The sequence below is a fragment of the Nostoc sp. genome, from assembly GCF_036917575.1.
Classification (GTDB): domain Bacteria; phylum Cyanobacteriota; class Cyanobacteriia; order Cyanobacteriales; family Nostocaceae; genus Nostoc.
On record NZ_JBALDC010000038.1, the window covers coordinates 46,760 to 64,000 of the forward strand.

The 17,241-nt window shown below is 40.0% G+C and carries 15 protein-coding genes; 5 read left to right on the forward strand and 10 right to left on the reverse strand.

Translation table 11 applies throughout. The features are described 5' to 3' along the window. The first annotated feature begins 22 nt into the window (after positions 1 to 22). Positions 23 to 370 (forward strand): hypothetical protein, encoded by a 348-nt coding sequence (locus tag V7K79_RS08565; RefSeq protein WP_335046573.1) that lies wholly within the window; start codon positions 23 to 25, stop codon positions 368 to 370. A gap of 4 nt (positions 371 to 374) precedes the next feature. Here V7K79_RS08565 and V7K79_RS08570 read toward each other — a convergent pair whose 3' ends face one another. The 4 genes from V7K79_RS08570 to V7K79_RS08585 form a co-directional block, all read right to left on the reverse strand. Further along, positions 375 to 1,904 carry a GH3 family domain-containing protein gene (locus V7K79_RS08570; RefSeq protein ID WP_335046574.1) on the reverse strand — a complete coding sequence of 510 codons (1,530 nt, stop codon included), beginning with the start codon at positions 1,902 to 1,904 and terminating at the stop codon, positions 375 to 377. Positions 1,905 to 1,906: 2 nt separating this feature from the next. Beyond that, complete coding sequence (locus tag V7K79_RS08575; protein WP_335046576.1) at positions 1,907 to 2,512, reverse strand: DapH/DapD/GlmU-related protein; 606 nt, start codon at positions 2,510 to 2,512, stop codon at positions 1,907 to 1,909. After that, positions 2,512 to 3,261 (reverse strand): sterol desaturase family protein, encoded by a 750-nt coding sequence (locus V7K79_RS08580; RefSeq protein ID WP_335046578.1) that lies wholly within the window; start codon positions 3,259 to 3,261, stop codon positions 2,512 to 2,514. The genes V7K79_RS08575 and V7K79_RS08580 overlap by 1 nt, the downstream gene beginning before the upstream one ends. Positions 3,262 to 3,991: 730 nt before the next feature. Next, entirely contained in the window at positions 3,992 to 4,627 is a 636-nt protein-coding gene (locus tag V7K79_RS08585; RefSeq protein ID WP_335046580.1) for a glutathione S-transferase family protein, read from the reverse strand. A gap of 234 nt (positions 4,628 to 4,861) precedes the next feature. Between V7K79_RS08585 and V7K79_RS08590 the strand changes: the two genes are divergently transcribed. Beyond that, a complete protein-coding gene (locus V7K79_RS08590) occupies positions 4,862 to 6,307 on the forward strand; it encodes a cobyrinate a,c-diamide synthase (protein ID WP_335046582.1) in 1,446 nt (481 codons plus the stop codon). Between the two features lie 251 nt (positions 6,308 to 6,558). On the opposite strand, the gene V7K79_RS08595 is transcribed toward V7K79_RS08590, so the two are convergent. The 6 genes from V7K79_RS08595 to V7K79_RS08620 all read right to left on the reverse strand — a co-directional run bounded on the left by V7K79_RS08595 (position 6,559) and on the right by V7K79_RS08620 (position 14,600). Further along, positions 6,559 to 6,981, reverse strand: a complete 423-nt coding sequence (locus V7K79_RS08595) for a tellurite resistance TerB family protein (RefSeq protein ID WP_335046584.1) — start codon at positions 6,979 to 6,981, stop codon at positions 6,559 to 6,561. A gap of 57 nt (positions 6,982 to 7,038) precedes the next feature. Then, positions 7,039 to 8,481: a 16S rRNA (cytosine(967)-C(5))-methyltransferase gene (locus tag V7K79_RS08600; RefSeq protein WP_335046586.1), complete on the reverse strand. Its 1,443-nt coding sequence runs from the start codon at positions 8,479 to 8,481 to the stop codon at positions 7,039 to 7,041. A 187-nt stretch (positions 8,482 to 8,668) separates the two neighbouring features. Further along, positions 8,669 to 10,120 (reverse strand): glycoside hydrolase 100 family protein, encoded by a 1,452-nt coding sequence (locus V7K79_RS08605; protein WP_335046627.1) that lies wholly within the window; start codon positions 10,118 to 10,120, stop codon positions 8,669 to 8,671. Positions 10,121 to 10,926: 806 nt separating this feature from the next. After that, positions 10,927 to 12,546: a tetratricopeptide repeat protein gene (locus V7K79_RS08610; protein WP_335046587.1), complete on the reverse strand. Its 1,620-nt coding sequence runs from the start codon at positions 12,544 to 12,546 to the stop codon at positions 10,927 to 10,929. A gap of 313 nt (positions 12,547 to 12,859) precedes the next feature. Further along, the gene (locus tag V7K79_RS08615) at positions 12,860 to 13,030 is read right to left on the reverse strand and encodes a hypothetical protein (protein WP_335046589.1); all 171 of its coding nucleotides are present in this window, start codon (positions 13,028 to 13,030) and stop codon (positions 12,860 to 12,862) included. A 61-nt stretch (positions 13,031 to 13,091) separates the two neighbouring features. Beyond that, positions 13,092 to 14,600 (reverse strand): UbiD family decarboxylase, encoded by a 1,509-nt coding sequence (locus V7K79_RS08620; protein WP_335046591.1) that lies wholly within the window; start codon positions 14,598 to 14,600, stop codon positions 13,092 to 13,094. A 157-nt stretch (positions 14,601 to 14,757) separates the two neighbouring features. On the opposite strand from V7K79_RS08620, the gene V7K79_RS08625 reads away from it, so the two are divergent. The 3 genes from V7K79_RS08625 to hppD all read left to right on the forward strand — a co-directional run bounded on the left by V7K79_RS08625 (position 14,758) and on the right by hppD (position 17,197). Beyond that, a complete protein-coding gene (locus V7K79_RS08625; RefSeq protein ID WP_335046593.1) occupies positions 14,758 to 14,952 on the forward strand; it encodes a hypothetical protein in 195 nt (64 codons plus the stop codon). A 382-nt stretch (positions 14,953 to 15,334) separates the two neighbouring features. After that, positions 15,335 to 16,039, forward strand: a complete 705-nt coding sequence (locus V7K79_RS08630; RefSeq protein ID WP_335046595.1) for an SDR family oxidoreductase — start codon at positions 15,335 to 15,337, stop codon at positions 16,037 to 16,039. 105 nt (positions 16,040 to 16,144) lie between these two features. After that, positions 16,145 to 17,197 (forward strand): 4-hydroxyphenylpyruvate dioxygenase, encoded by a 1,053-nt coding sequence (gene hppD / locus V7K79_RS08635; RefSeq protein ID WP_335046597.1) that lies wholly within the window; start codon positions 16,145 to 16,147, stop codon positions 17,195 to 17,197. The last annotated feature ends 44 nt before the right edge of the window (positions 17,198 to 17,241 follow it).

Below are 17,241 nucleotides of genomic sequence, written 5' to 3' on the forward strand. Positions count from 1 at the left end.
TTCTAACAAGTCAGCTATTAATATGAAAAAAATCAAGGTGCTAATAATCGCCGGGATTTTAGTAACAATTATCTGGGGCAGTTTTTTTTCTACAACTGCCTCATCACAGCAAGTAGAGTCCCGCATCAATAACTTAGAAGCGGACTTAAATCGTGTTGAGTCGCGGTTAAATCAGCTAGAGTCTCAGCTAGGTAGAACCAGTCAGTCTCCATCCTCAAGAACAAGACTTACCCCACGACAGTCAACTGGTTCTAGAGGGAACTTATCACAGCAAGATCCGATGTTTGATCGGCTTGCAACTTTGGTGATTGAATTGAAGCAACAAGTTAATAAATTAGAGGAGCGAGTTGCTAAATTAGAATCACGCTAAATATTTAATCAAATTTCAATTTTTGGAGAAGTTCAGTGTTAATGGGTGATGTTGCCAAAATTTGATGCTTAATACCTCCCCAAATACTTCCAGTGCGGATACGATGGAAAACTAATATTTCAGGAATTTTACTAGAGATTAAAACTTGTGGTGGTGCGAGTTGACCGATGGTTCGCGCTCTCTTGTAATGATATGATTCTGATAGAGCCAAATCCAGTTGTTGAGCAATAATTTCTGGGGTTTCTTTTGCCGAATCTAATAATAGAATATAGTGTGGAGGATCGGCAATCGGCATCAAGCTTTTAAAATTAGTTCCTTGCAAATTCAAGAGAGTCAGAGCATTATTGACAAAGGTTTCTTGCAACTTTTCGCCCACTAAATCGCTAATGGCTTGATGTCGTCCGAGAAATTCTAAACAAGGAGTGCGGCGATAGTAATGAGTTACCCGGATGCGATCGCCAATTCGATAACGATACAAACCCCCTTTCTGCGATACAATAATCGTGTATTCCTTGCCAATGCTGAGTTGATGTAAACCGTACAGGGAACCAATTTCATCCTCGAACTCGAAAAAAACTTCATCAAGAATCGGCACACATCCCCCAGCAACAATCAACGGAATCGTCATTGGGGCTTCGGTTGCTAGTAGTCCTTTACCTTGAATTAAGACACCTGGAAATTGCGATAGCGAGGCGCTGCTGCTAAAAGCAGAACGCAATCCTTGAGCTTGATCTGCTGCATTGGCACTATCCCAGCAAGAAATCAGCTTTAAATTTGGCCAGAGTTGCATCCAGGGAATATTACTTTCGCTGAGGAGTTGCAGCCGATTAGATGAAATTCGATTGTGTAATTCTTCTTGCAATAAATCCTGATTTTCTTGAATATATTTTAAATGTACTTGCAGAAAGCTCGGACTCCAAATAGAAATAATTTCTAGTTTTTCAGCCTCTAATAATGCCAAAGCTAGTTGATGTTTAAATAAGTTCGCATCATCCAACTGATTAAGTTTCTTTGGCATCACCAACCAAGGACGTAAAAACCAACGCAACCAGCCATCTAAGTAATCTAAATCGTTCTGTAAAGCTTGGCTATCAGCTATATTTAACTGCGGCGAGATACAAGCATAAATCTTGCCTGTGTTAAATTTTGGGCCATGTACAATCAAATCATGCGCCCATACACAAAACATCTGATTAAACGATCGCCGCAAAGATTGAGTATAAGGAATCCATTTTACCGCCCCACTACTACCAGAGGTTTTTTCATAGAACAAAATCGGTTCTGGTGTCAGGTAAATTTGCTGCTGTTTGTGATTTAAGTAGGGTTCGAGTGCATCATAATCTACGATTGGTACACGCTGCCAATCGTCTATAGAATGAATCCCCAAAGTTTTACCATACTCACTGTTGATTAGGCGATCGCAAATCTCCCTTTTTACAGATGTCTGCATTAATTCTGGGTTATCCAAAGCTTGATGAAATCGCCTCGCCGTTGGTGCGAGGATTTGCCCAAAAAGCTGAATAATCGGACGCATTATTATACCTTTTGATTAGGATAAAGGTTGGTGGCTGCTGGTAAATAAGAACCATCGCCAATAACTACACCAGGAGCAAGATGAGATCCGGCTCCGACAAAAACATTGCTGCCAATCTTGACTTTTTTGACATACAACATTAAATTTTGTTTGCGGGGTTTAATGATATGAGAATAGATACCAGTACGATGCCCGATAACGACGCGATCGCCAATTTCTAACAAACTGCGATCGGCAATTTCTAAACCTGGTGTCCAGTAAACATCTCGCCCTACTTTAGCACCCCACAATCGCAACCAACAGGAAAATACCCCCGGAATCAGTCTTAGCAGTGCTTCTAAGGCGGGAATAGTAATATAAATTACCTGGATTTGATGACTACCCCACCAGGGACTATATTCTTTACCTTGTAGATAACTAATACCCTCCCGCACAGGATAAACCCATTCATGCAAGCGGTAAACTAGCACTGGTAGCCCATAAATAGAAAGAAACACCGCCAGAATGCTGAAGATGTTGGGTGAATAGGCGAGGTAGACTATTGTTGCACCTGTTATGATTAATAGGATAGTAGGAAAAAATAAAAGAATTTTACTTATAACTGTCATTAAAAAGGAAATAAAAGTTTTTGGAACAAGTTTAATGAGCTAGGAATTCCGATTATAGATGGCATATTGTTGCTTTCATAATATGTTCCATGTAACTTATCCCAAATTTTCAGATTAGCTCCATAATTATGATTGTGGATTTCACGGCAATGATGCCAAGCATGATCTTGTGGTAAGATTAACCAAGGAGACAAAAATTGATAAAGCTTGGTATTTACAGGAATTATCAAGTGGCTATGTCGCCATAAATCCAAGGCAGAAGTTAGACTTACTCCAAGAACATAACCTGTGGGGTCGGCTAACAGATACAAAAACAAAGTGTGTATCCATAAATAAACAATTAGCAAACTTGTCCAGAGTGTATTTCGGGAAGTTCCTAATACATCCATCTGAGTAACAGTATGATGGACTTGATGAACCTTCCAGAACAATTTAGTATGTAATAACCGATGATTCCAATAATATAAATAATCAACCACAACAAAACTGATAATAAAAGTTGGAATGAATGATACTTTTAAATATCCTTGTTGAGTGGGTAATAAATATTGATAAAGCCAATAAACTAAACTAGCTTGTAGTAATGGAATCAAAATTCCTTGAATCGTTAATCCTGTACCATCAAGCAACCAATCTTCAGGACTTTTAACTTTAAGTTGAGTTTGTCCAACCTGATTGGTAATAGTCCAAGCAACTAATCCGATAAAAGAACCAAAAATTATTAGTTGTGAAAAACTTTGTATTTCCACTTCTGATTACTCACACTGATATTGATTAATTATGAATTACATTATGTCTGCTTGATTACTTTATGACTTACGTAAAAACTCTCTAATATCAAGTTTGGTTGATTAGTTATAATTACCGTAATCTATGCAGAAATCGGAAAACCCTCTTTCCCCCTGCTCCCTGCTAAGAACAAGAACTGCGGTCTTAATCATAAGTCTTTCACTGAACACGATATAAGACTCTTACAGCAGTTTTCTTGTACATGAGGTACAAAGTCACTGGTTTTGAGGCAGGAGGCAGGAGGGAGAAGGCAGGAGGGAGAAGAATCATTTGATTTGTAAATCCTTGATTATGTACCTCATTTAGTTGCAAACTGCTGTATTTCTTTTCTGTTAGACGCTGCGCGAACGTGTCCTACCCTTGTCCTTCAAAGACGCTACGCGAATGGGAAGCCACATTGTGTCTATGCGTCCTTCTCCCAAGGGGAAACACAGACGCATAGCTTATACCAATTCAAAATTCAAAATTCAAAATTCAAAATTAAGAATCCAGACAGGACAAGGTTTTGGAGATGTGTATCTGTCGCATTCTTTTTTCAAATTGGTATTGCTTCTCCATAAGCGTATACGGTTCGTTTTTCCGTTACCCGTGCGTAAGTCCTGTACTTAATTTAACTCGAAGAACCCCACCCCGCCAAAGCTACGCACGACGGGGTATGCCTACGGGGTGTTAGGGACTTTTGCAAGAAGTCTATTGAAAGGATAGGTCGTATTTGCCTCCACGCTCCAGGGCGAGTTTGTAAGCAGGTCGCTCATGAATGCGCTCGACAAATTCTTTAAGCTTTGGTCGGTTCTTGACCCCTTCGGAGAGCGTATCGACTATTTCTAGAGGAAAGCTCATTTGGATATCGGCGGCAGTAAATTCATTGCCCGTAAACCACGTATTTTTACGGAGTTCATCTTCTATATAGTCAAAGTGAAGTTTGATCTGGGGCGCAACGAATCCGCTAACCACGCTGCTGTCCCCTGCTCCAAAATTGTTCAATATCACCTGCATCACCAACGGTAGCATTGCAGAGCCTTCGGCGTAATGCAGCCAATACTTGTAGCGTAGATGCTCTGGCGTACCGACTGCTGGGACTAGCCGACCATTACCGTAGCGATCGACTATGTATTCGATAATTGCACCCGACTCAGCAATCGTCAAATCTGCATCTGTGATTACTGGTGACTTACCGAGGGGATGGATTTGGCGCAGCGATTCTGGTGCCATCATCGTCTTGGCATCGCGTTCATAGAACTTGATCTCGTATTCTATACCTAATTCTTCAAGCAGCCACAGCACACGCTGCGATCGCGAGTTGTTAAGATGATGCACAACTATCATACAACTTCCTCTTTTGGTAGCTGATTGTTATCTGACTATTACCTAATTTCCAACTATACTATTAGACTTTTTTAGCCTAACTCTCCTAATTGGCTGGTTTTATTGTTTCTAATTGGTATAAGTTTGAGTTAGTCGGTTGGAGAAACTGGTGCATCTGCTTTTGCAAAAAGTGATGATAGACACACAGCCAAGAATCGAAATAGTTGCAGCATAAAAACCTAATTTGTTTCATTTATGGCTTTAGTCATTGCTGGGGAACGTAGTGGGGTGGGTAAGACAACAGTCACACTCACCCTTTTAGCATCTTTACGCCGTCGCGATCGCCAGGTGCAATCTTTTAAGGTAGGGCCAGACTACATCGATCCGATGTTTCATCAACACGTAACTGGTCGTGCTTGTCGCAATTTAGACCCAGTATTGACTTCCGAAGCCTACATTCAGCAATGTTTTGCCCGTCATAGTCAACTGAGTGAATATACCCTCGTGGAAGGGGTAATGGGGTTGTTTGATGGAGTGAAAGGGAGTGAGGAGGGAGCAGGGGAGCAGACGGGCAGAGGAGCAGAGGAGGAGAACAATGCCCAATGCCCAATGCCCCATGCCCAATCCCCCACTGATTTTGCAAGTACGGCACACATCGCGCGGCTGTTAGATTTGCCTGTGGTGTTGGTGATTGATTGCAGTCGTTTATCTGGTTCTGTAGCTGCGATCGCTCACGGCTATAAATCTTTTGATCCCCGAATTAAAATAGCTGGGGTAATATTAAATCGCGTCGGCAGCGATCGCCACCTTTCTCTCCTCAAAGATTCCCTAGAACCCTTACAATTACCTATTCTCGGCGTAATGCGCCGTCAAGATAACATCACAATTCCCGATCGCCACTTGGGTTTAGTACCCACAGCCGAACTTCCCGAACTCAATGCTTTAATTGATCGCCTCGCTGATTTAGGAGATACTTGCTTCGATTGGCAACGCTTATTACCTTTGTTAAAATCAGAATCCTTTTCTTTTTCTACTTCATCCTCCTTATCTTCGTCATTCCCAGTTAGGATTGCAGTAGCCCGCGATCGCGCTTTTAATTTTTATTACCAAGACAATCTCGATTTGCTGCAACAGCTTGGTGCAGAATTGGTTTTCTGGAGTCCCTTAGAAGATGCTGGTATACCAAAAGATATCCAGGGAATATATTTTGGCGGTGGTTTCCCAGAAGTTTTTGCCCAGCAATTAGCAGAAAACTCTAGCGTTCGTGATGCAGTGAAAACGGCAATACTTAAAGGAATGCCTACAGTGGCCGAATGCGGAGGATTGATGTACTTGTGCGAGCAAATTATCGATTTTGAGGGTAAATCTTGGTCAATGGCGGGAGTGCTACCAACATCTGCCGTGATGGGTGGACGTTTAACTTTGGGCTATCGTCGTGCTGTAGCTTTGCAAGATAATTTGTTAGTTAAGGCAAATACAACTGTTTACGGACATGAGTTTCATCGTTCCCATTTAACTTTAACTCCCACTTGGCCCCTATTTAAAACTTCTCGCTATGATTGCGAGGAAAATATGGGATGCGAAGGATGGGGTTTTCCTGCAAATATTTATGCTTCTTATGTTCATCTGCATTGGGGAGAAAGTAGAGAAATTCCCCAGCAGTTTCTTAAAGAATGTCTGAAAGTAAGTAAAACGGTGTAAATATTTATAGTTGGCAGAAGGCAGGAGAGAAGAAGGTTTTAGCCTGATTTATCCTATTAACATAGTTGTGTGTGACTAACCAAGACCTGAGAGATTTATCTGGCTGTAACGGCTTGTTAATGCGTTTCCTTATTCGGTAAATAGCTATAAAAACCACCCAAAGACGTGCGGACGTTTCCGGGGAGATGAGGATGAAGAGGACGCGGTGAATTTTTTCACCGCGTCCTCTTTGATCAGCTTATGACTCAATGTTAGTTTTGCACTTCAACCCAACGGCGATAGAGCTTTTGAATTTGTTTGAGAAGCGTAGTAGGAGCTGATTGAGTTGACTCATTCGGCTTCGCTATGTCCTGCAATTGCGTCAGGAGTCTGGCTTCTTCGACGGCAACTTCACCATCGCTATAAATTAAGCCACTGATGGCTTCAATCAAATTTTCACAGTCTTCAAGACTAGGGCGATCGCCTAAATACTCCCGCACCCAGTCGTAGCATTCTTTTGGCTGTACAGGAACTAATTCGTACAACCAAGGCTTAATTTCTGGGTCGTTAGCTAAACCTTTGGCTTGAGCTATTTCGCGGAGATATTGCCTTTCTTCTGGCTGGATTCTGCCATCGATCCAGGCTGCTCCAATCAGAATTTTAACTAAATTTTTCACATTGTCAGGGGGAACCATTGCTGCCTCCTCTGGTAGATTCAGGCCTCTACCAAATCGTACAATCCCAAACAGTATTCATTCGGAATTATTGTTTTTTCTTAAGCGCACCATAAAAAAACCATCTATGTCCTGTCGATGGGGCCAAAGTTTAAACCAACCTTGAGGTGTACTATCAGTAAAATCAGGTAACTCAACGCCACTGTCAGACTCAATTTGCCAATCAGGTGACTCAGCTAAAAACGCCGAAATTATTTCTTCATTTTCCGCTGGATGCAATGTACAGGTGGCATAAACTAATACCCCACCAGGTTTGACAAAAGTTGATGTATGTGTTATTAACTCTCGTTGCAATACCGAAAGTTCTTGGACAGATGCTGGTGTCTGTCGCCAACGCGCATCAGCATGACGGTGCATGGTTCCCAAACCAGAACATGGAGCATCAAGTAATACCCGATCTGCGGTGTTTTGAAATTGGTTGAGGTGGCGGCTGTCGCCAGTGCAAATTTGAATAGATTGTAAATTCAGCCGTTTGGAATTTTCTTGGAGTTTGCGAAGACGAGAAGGAGTGCGATCGCAAGCCCAAATTTTTCCTTTATCTGCCATTAACTCGGCGATGTGGGTTGTTTTTCCCCCTGGCGCTGCACAGACATCAATTACCACTTCACCTGGTTGGGGGTCAAGCAAATGACCTACCAATTGAGCGCTAGCATCTTGTACAGTCCACCAACCTTCTTTAAAACCCGGTAGTTTTTGAATTGACCCAGTATTACCAATAAATCGTAAAGCTTGGGGTAAATGAGGAATCCGTCTTACCAAAACACCAACAGATTGCAAAGCCGCCTCAACTTCCTTGATGGAAGTGCGAAGTGGGTTGATGCGTAAGTCAATTGTTGGTGATTGGTTCATCCATTCACACAGTTTTTCTGTGTCGGCTAAACCCAATTGTTCTAACCAAACTTGAACAATCCAGTCAGGAAAACTATGTAAAATGCCCAAGCGTTCCACAGGATTTTCTGGAAGTTCTAACGGATCGAAATGGGGAATTGGGGACTGGGAACTGGGAATTGGGGACTGGGGAAGTAACAAAGAATCTTTCTCCTCTGCCCCTCTGCCCTCCTGCTCGTTTGTTCCCCCTGCTTTTCTGAGATACTGGCGTAATAGACCATTAACAAAACCTGTAAGTCCAGAAAAACCGTTTTCTTTAGCGAGTTGGACTGTGGTATTAACAGCAGCTGAGGCGGGAATACGCTCTTGATAACGCAGTTGGTAAAAGCCCAGATGTAAGATGGTGCGGAGGTCTGGTGGTTGTTGATGAGATTTCTTTTTAGCGAGTTGATCAATAAGAGTATCGAGGGTGCGTTGCCTTCTGACGCTCCCATAAACCAATTCTGTCAGTAAGCGGCGATCGCTATCAGGCAAACTGACTTTTTGCAACACTCTATCTAGGGCAACATCAGCATAAGCCCCCTTATGAACATCTCGTAGGGTGATAAAAGCTAATTGACGGGGGTTTGTCATGAAAACACGATTCAGGAGTCAAGAGGCTTTTGTATTCTAACTCCCAACTCTTTACTAATTCGTAATTCGTAATTCGTAATTATCAGGTTGAATTGCCCCTTATTTATAGGTGGTTTCGTTACAATCCGGGTCTAAATCCCCGTTTATAACTATCTTTAATTACGAATGACGAATTAGAAATTATGAATTATTGCATATACGGGTCTACAGTAGCAATTTCAAGCTCACACGCTCTAGAAACCTGTTCTGCTGGTAATTTTCCAAAGATGATTAATGGTAAAGAAGCAGGGTTAGCTATCAGTTCTTTTGCTAATAAAAACCCAGTTATTGTCCAAGTTTGATATTTCCTAGCTTGTTTCCCAATTAGTCGCCCTTTTTTCCCATCGTAATATTCTGGCCATTCATCTGTACTAAGGCGTCCTTGAGCAGTTTCAATAGCCTTTTGTGCAAGATTTTTTCTATTAGTTTTTATAGCCGCCGCCGCCAACATCCACATTAAAACTGGCCAACTACCAGCATTATGATACGACCAAGGTATATTTTTGGGGTCACATCCAGTCACAATTCTGTATTCTTCATGTTCCAAAGCTGGGAAACAAATTTTCATTGGCATATCTCCTACCAAATCATCCCATCGTTCTTCAATTAAAGTCATAATCGCTTGTGACTGTTCTTCTGTCGCTAAGTCGGAAATAATTGCCATTAAATTTCCGAGTGAAAAGAAGCGAGTATCTAGCTGCGACGGGCCAACATTACCCGCTAGATAACCACCTTTTTTTGGTAGCCACTTATCTAATTCATAATAGGGAAGAGAATCTACATATATGTTGAACAGATTAACAGCAGCCTTGCCATATTCTTCACTTTTGAAGCGATAAATTGCATTCAGACGATTAATATCTATCCAATAATGCTGGCGAATATGAGCACATAAAAGAGGCAATCGGTTATCAATGGCTTCAACAATATCGGAATTACCTTGACAAATTAGCAGTTCGCGAGATGCACGCAATGCTGTGTAAAAGAGGACTTGCAATTCTAAAGGATGCCCATAAATGCCCATACGACGGTCAATCATACAAGCGCCATCTGGAACCAACAGCGTTGGATACATATCAAAACGATTTGCCAAACAGATTTCCATGATTAACCTGATACCATTTTGGAATTCAGGCTGATAGGCAAGGGAAAAATCTTCTGTGGCGACTATATAAGCGCGCAATAAAATGATCCACCATAAGCAAGAATCTACAGGTGTAACTCTAGCGATCGCATGTTCGCCAAAGTCTGCTTCTAAATATTCTTGCCCATTGTCTGATACCACTTTAAAGCTAGCTGGTATTAATCCTCGTCCTGGCTTATAGGCATCTAATGCCTTTTCTTTAGGCTGTAACTTTAAAGTTTCTTCTAAGAAATTACGAACAATATCGGTTCTACCTTTTAGTAGAAAAATTAAAGCAGAAGAAACAAAATCTCGGACAAAGCACTGATCGTAATTGAGCGCTTCTACAGAGGCATCATAAGCGGCTACTGTCCCAACAGGGCGACCTTGATAATAGAGAATTGATTTTTCTAGTGCTACCCATGCTTCTTCCACTTCTTTTAAATTCTCAATAGTTTCCAATTCGTTTAGGTGCATCGCCAGAATAACTCCGTAAGGATTGTGAATTTGTGGTAGATGCGTCTTCATTTATTATTTTTGCCATTCTCAGCATAACAAAAATGATTCTTGGAATAGCAAATATAACTTGGAGAAAAAATCATCGACTAACAATAAATAAACTTACTGATATCTATGCAACTTTATTGTTAGTTAATTGTTTGTAATCTATTACTATTTTGGTGAATTATAGTTGTTGTTTTCCACCGCAAGTAGTAATATGATCTTTAAAAACAGTCATATAAAATATATTTCTAGATTATTTATTGTTCCGTTGTCTGTGCAGAATCTTTATTTTACTAAACAAAAACATATTTCCAGTGTTGTTTAGGAATTGTGTGAAGTTAAAACTGGTTACAGTGTATTTACTTGAGCATAATTAGTTTTTGACACTAATTAAGTTAGATTATTCCCCTATTATCTAATAATTTATAACGTTTTTTCAGAATATGCAAGATGAATTCTCAAAATTATATAATATGTCAATACTCTTCAAGGGTTAAATATCTTACCCTGCTGAGAGATGAAATAAGGCGTTTATGGGAGTATGGCCAAAAATAATGAAGAGTGCTAAATCGAAAAACCGCCTACAATGGACAGGACATATACCAAGTACATAAGTATCGAGTATTAGCAAAGTTATATTTATGACTGTTCCTTCATTTATTAAGTTAGAGATATTCAATACCAGTACATTTGGAATACAAGCAGACTTTTTATCAACAATCAACTAAAATCAGCAAGATGGTAAACACACTTTGGAGGTTAGTTTATATAGTATTTATCTAAAAGTTTAAAATATCTAATGATTCTTCTATCTCTAAATCTAATATGATTTCTCGTGTATCTTTGAGTGCTTCTAGTTTACCTTCTTTACGATAGGTGTCTGCCGCTTTTTTAAAATCTTCAATGGCTCCCTCTTTATCTGCGATTTCTAAACGAATATTGCCACGATTATAATAAGCATCAGCATAACTAGAATTAATCTGGATTGCTTGAGTATAATCTTCAATTGCACCCTCCAAATCTCCTAAATCTGAACGAGTATTACCACGGTTGTAATAGGCATCAGCATAACTAGAATTAATTTGGATTGCTTGAGTATAATCTTCAATTGCACCTTCCAAATCTCCTAAATCTGAACGAGCGTTACCACGTTTTTTATAAGCTATGGCATCTTGAGGATTAATCTTGATTGCTTGAGAAAATTCTGGCTGAGAGCCTAATAAATAACGAGTAATTCCACGGTTTTTATAAGCATCAGCATAATGAGGATTAATTTTAATAGCTTGGGTATAATCCTCAATTGCTCCTTGGTTATCTCCAACATGAGAGCGAGCTTCAGCCCGATTTTTATAAGTTACGGCAACATTAGGATTAATTCTAATGGCTTGGGTATAATCATTAATCGCTTCCTCTAATCGCCCCAACTGATAGAGAGCTAAACCTCGTTTATTGTAAGATTTAGCATCATGAAGATTTATCTGGATTGCTTGAGAATAATCTGCGATCGCTGCTTCATAATCTCCTACTTGATATTCAGCTAAACCTCGCTTATAATATAATCCAACATCGCTATATTTAACTTTTAAAGCTTGAGTATAGTTAGCGATCGCATTTTTATATTCTCCTTTTTCAAAACATTCATCGCCCAATCTTGCGTAAAATATATTGAAATCTTCATCACTATATTCCGGTTGAAAAGTAGATTTGATTAACTGATTATTAGTTGGCTTAGATGAAAATCCCTGTTTCGGGAAATGTTTGTAAATTGGTGGTTGTCGCTGAGAATAATTATTTAAAGAAGATTGTAACTGTTCTAGATAGCACCATAAACCACCACCATACAGTAATTGTTCTATCCCAAATGAAATTTTACCAGTCTTCAATTTAATCATCCGGGTTGGGAGAAAGCCAGCCAAAAAAAGGTGATACTCAGATTGGGCTTCACTTACATCCTCTTGAATCAAAATGCAAACTACAACTGCATTTTTTTCAACTTCTTCAGAACTAATTGACCATCTAACTCTATCAATATGACCATGACGAGATTTTACCTCTATACCAATAGATGGGTCAGAAGTCAAGGTAAAATCTATATTACCATCGCCGCCAAATCGCTTTTCATAATCGACTTCGGTAATAAAATCAGCTAAACGTTCTTTAACAACTTCCTCACCCAACTTCCCTTTAAGATAGCTAATAAAAACATCGCGGACTGGTAAAACACGCTTATATTTCTCAGCCATCTGCCAGCAAAATTCCCGTAGTGCCTTTAATCTCTCTCCAGAAATTATAGTTAATTCACTATATTGACCTTCTGTTTCACAATGAAGCAGACAACCAGATGCTAACCTTTTAATAAAATCAGACTGTAGCGATCGCAGTAGTGTAATCCAGTCCATTTATATTTCTGCGAATCTTTTGATGAGATTATTCTATTAAAATATCTAGTTGGCGTAAACCTTTTAATTAGCTTGGACGAATAATTCCAGAAAATTGCTAACTATTTTTAAATAATTATTAATTTTACTTAACATTTTGAAATTGGCAGAGGGTGAGATTGGATTAGAGGGAATGTATTAAGACATAGGAATTAGCACATCAGTTTTGATGGTGCAACCATGTATGATTATGCCAGAGTTTTGAGAAGTTGCGGAAAAAGTGCGATCGCAATGAATAAAGATTAATCAGGTACATTCTGACGTGGATTATCATTCATTGGACAATTCCTCGCTGTTTAATGGTTTGTTCCGTTGCGTCAGACAGACCAGGCCAAGGGATGAAATTCAGCCGCAGAATCCGCTTAGAAGAGTCGTTATCCCAAGCGCTGTAAACATTCTTCCAAGCTTCCAGGAAATATGATTCAAGCTGCGCTAAAGTTTGCACCAGAGAATGATAAACAGCGAAGATATCTAGTAGAGATTTTTACCAGTTGCCACCTATAACTTTACTTCATATCATAGCCAAACAAGTTTGGGTCTACTTCTCCTAACTGCAACTCTGCCAAACCATATTCTGCCCATCGCCTCTCTACCATCGCCGCCACATCTGGGTCAGATTCTAAAGGCAAACCCCATTCATGGTTTGTTTCCGGCGGAATCTTTGTAGTTGCATCAATTCCCATGCGTCCACCTAAGCCAATCTTTTCACTGGCAAAATCCAACGTATCAAAAGGTGTATTTGGCAAAATAAAGACATCCCGCACTGGGTCAACTTTGGAACTAATCGCCCAGACAACTTGACGTGGATCGCGAATATTTATGTCTTTATCCACTACAATTACAAATTTGGTGTATGTAAATTGTGGTAAAGCACTCCAAAACGCTAAAGCCGCCCGTCGCGCTTGTCCCGGATATGCTTTATCAATAGAAATAATCGCTGCTTTATAACTCAAAGCTTCCATTGGTAAGAAGAAATCGACAATTTCTGATACTTGTTGCCGCAGTATGGGCGTATAAATGCGATTTAGTGCGATCGCCATCATCGCTTCTTCTTTTGGTGGACGACCGCTAAATGTTGTTAAGTAAATCGGATTTTTCCGATGCGTCATACACTTAAAGCGGATTAACGGCGAATCTTCCACACCGCCGTAATAACCCATGTGGTCGCCAAAGGGCCCATCTGGTAAGACTTCCCCTGGTGTAATCGTTCCTTCCAAGACAAATTCCGAATCTGCTGGAACTTCCAAATCGACAGTTTTGCACTTCGCCAACTGCACGCCCGAACCGCCGTAAAGCCCTGCAAACAGCCATTCTGATAAATCTACAGGGATGGGTGTAGCTGCTGCCATAATAATTAGAGGATCTACACCAAGTGCGATCGCAACTTCTAATTTTTTCCCACGTTCGGCTGCTTTTCGCAAATGCCTCGCCCCACCCCGTACTGATAACCAGTGAACTGTCATCGTATTCTGAGATTGTAGTTGTAAACGATACACTCCTACATTCGGAGTACCAGTTTCACAATCCCTGGTAATTACTAGTCCCAACGTGATAATCTTACCAGCATCCTTAACATAAGGACGTATTAAAGGCAACTTGTTTAAATCTAAATTATTACCTTCAAGCACAACTTGCTGACAAGGGGGGAAAAAGTCTCGCCCTGGTTTCGCCTTCACCACATCAAACAGCACTTTGCCAAAATCTATCGCCTGGGAAATCTTCTTCGGTGGTTTTGGCTGTTGCAGCATACTCAATTTTTTCCCCAGAGTTTCCAACTCTTCTGGATGCTGCATATTCATCGCCCAGCAAATCCTTTCCACAGTTCCCATCAAATTTACCGCCACCGGAAAGGAAGCACCTTTGACGTTTTCAAACAACAACCCTGGGCCACCTTTTTGCAGCATTCGGTTGGATATCTCAGCAATTTCCAAGTCTGGGTCAACTAAAGCTGAAATTCGCCGTAATTGTCCTCTTTCTTCCAAAATTTTAATGAATCCCCGCAAGTCTCTCGCCATTGTTTTAATAAAGCTGATTATTTAAGAAGTGTGAAGCGCTTTCTTATATTATGGGGCATTGGGAAGAGGACAAGGGGACAAGGAGAATTGAGGACAAGGGCAAACTTTACATATAGAAAACCGGAATACTAGCAAATTAACTGATTATTCTTTGGCAATGGCAACAAAAGTTCCATCCTTGGAAAAAGTGGTTGAGCAAATTCAAGACTTAATTAAAAACGAACAAGATTCAATTAATACCCTATTACATAGGTTACAATTATTACAAGTTTATTTCATCAATAAAGATACAATATTAATATTAAATCTCATCATCAACAACCAAAAATTGAAAAAATTATCTTTATTATAGATAATTCATCTACACAATCTATTCCAAAACAAGAAAACTTTGCAGAAATTTATCATGAAAAAATATTAAACAAATTACTATTAAAAATTATTCAAGATATACAAACAAAGTCTCACAAAACTAAATTATCTGTGTCTAAGCTAAGTTCAGGTTACGGAAAATAACCGGAGAGTCTTCTAATTCAATTATTAAAAAATTAAAATTAGATGTCAATTTTACCAAATATTTAGAATCATCTCCCACATTTACATTAAAAATAAGTGGCAAGGAATATGAGGTAATGCCGTTACTCTTTGAATAGATACTTTCTGGATGTTTACGTACAACCTGAGCTTATAATTCTGTATTATGTAAAAAGATGTAAAGAAATATTAAATATACGATGCAGGATAAAGTTGTTGTTATTATCGGTGCTACTGGTGGTATTGGTTCAGCTTTAACACAAAAACTTGCGCCTACTGGAGTCCGGTTAGTACTGGCTGCTAGAGATGAAGTTCGTTTAACTACACTGGCTGCTGATTTACCAGGACAAGTTTTGAGCATTCCCACTGATATTACTGACCCCCAACAGGTAGATTCTTTGATTAAAAAGACCATCGCTGAGTTTGGTCAAATCGATATTTTAGTGAATGCAGCTGGTGCTGGTATACTCAAGCCCTACAACAGCCTAGAACCTGCTGATTTAGACAAGATGTTAGATGTCAACTTAAAAGGCAGCTTTTACACTACTCAGGCGGCTGCTGAAGAGATGCAAAAATGCAAGTCTGGTCACATCTGTAATGTGGTTGGAATTTTGGGCAAGCATTCGATGGGGATGGCCGCAGCTTATTCGGCTTCTAAGTTTGGTGTTGTTGGTTTTAGCAAGTGCATGGCAGAGGAACTCAAGCGTTTTGGTATCAAGTTCACGTTATTCTACTTTGGTGGGGTAGATTCTCCTTTCTGGGATAACGTCAACCTAAAAGTAGACCGAAAAAAAATGCTTAGTCCTGAAACTGCTGCCAATGCGATTTTCTTTGCCCTTTCTGCCGAACCGCAAGCTGTACCAATGGAAATTAACATTCAACCTGATAATCATTTGTTCTTTTAGAGTGGGAGTACGCTTACATAATTCTTGCTTAGGAAAGACGTGAAATCTAGCAAAAAAGGCAAAATTTACAGATATATAAACTGTTATGCTGGATTTTCAATATCTATGAAAATTGATCACGTTCATTTCTATGTAGAAGACGCTAAAGTTTGGCGGGATTGGTTTGTACGCCATCTTGGTTTTCAAGCAGTAACCGATCGCATCAGTTCATTTCACACTTGTACAAAAGTAGTGAAAAATGGTGATGTTTGCTTTTTTCTGTCTTCACCACTGTTGCCTACGAGTCCAGTAGCGGAATTTCTGCGTCAATATCCACCTGGTGTGGCAGATGTCGCTTTTGCTGTCAAAGATGTCGAAGGCGCGATCGCCCTAGCTCAAAAACATGGTGCTACAATTCTACAACCCATCCACGAACGCCAGGAGGGTAAGACATTCATCAAATCTGGCAAAATTGCCGCTTGGGGTGGACTGACTCATACATTGATAGAAAGGTCATTAGTCAGTGGTGAACAAATGACTAATGACAATACTTTTACCGCCATAGATCATATAGTGCTCAATGTAGCAGTTGGTGAATTGGATCATGCTGTGGCTTGGTACGAAAAAATCCTAGATTTTCAACCCCAGCAAGCATTTAAAATTAAAACTAATCGTTCTGCTTTACACAGCCAGGTAATGGTTTCGCGCAATGGTAACGTTCAATTGCCCATTAATGAGCCGGCTACCAGCAATTCTCAAATTCAGGAGTTTCTTGATGTCAATCGGGGGCCAGGAATTCAACATATTGCCTTGCGGACAACTAATCTTGTGAGTGCGATCGCTAAATTTCGTGCCACTGGTTTATCTTTACTCTCAGTTCCCCAAACCTACTACTCACAGCTAAAACAACGTCCAGGAATTACGCTATCACCTCTAGAACTAGAAGCGATCGCTCAACAGGAAATTCTCGTGGACTGGCAAGAAAATACTCCCGCAGAAGGAGGAAATACCGCACCCTTATTACTACAAATTTTCACGCAGCCAATATTTGAACAGCCGACATTTTTCTTTGAGTTTATTGAACGCCGTTTCCAAGCTCAAGGTTTTGGGGAAGGTAACTTTCGCGCCTTATTTGAAGCTATTGAAAGCGAACAAATCAAACGCGGTACTTTGCAATGATGCCTGAGTACAAAATATCAATTGAAATTCAGCCAGACTCTAAA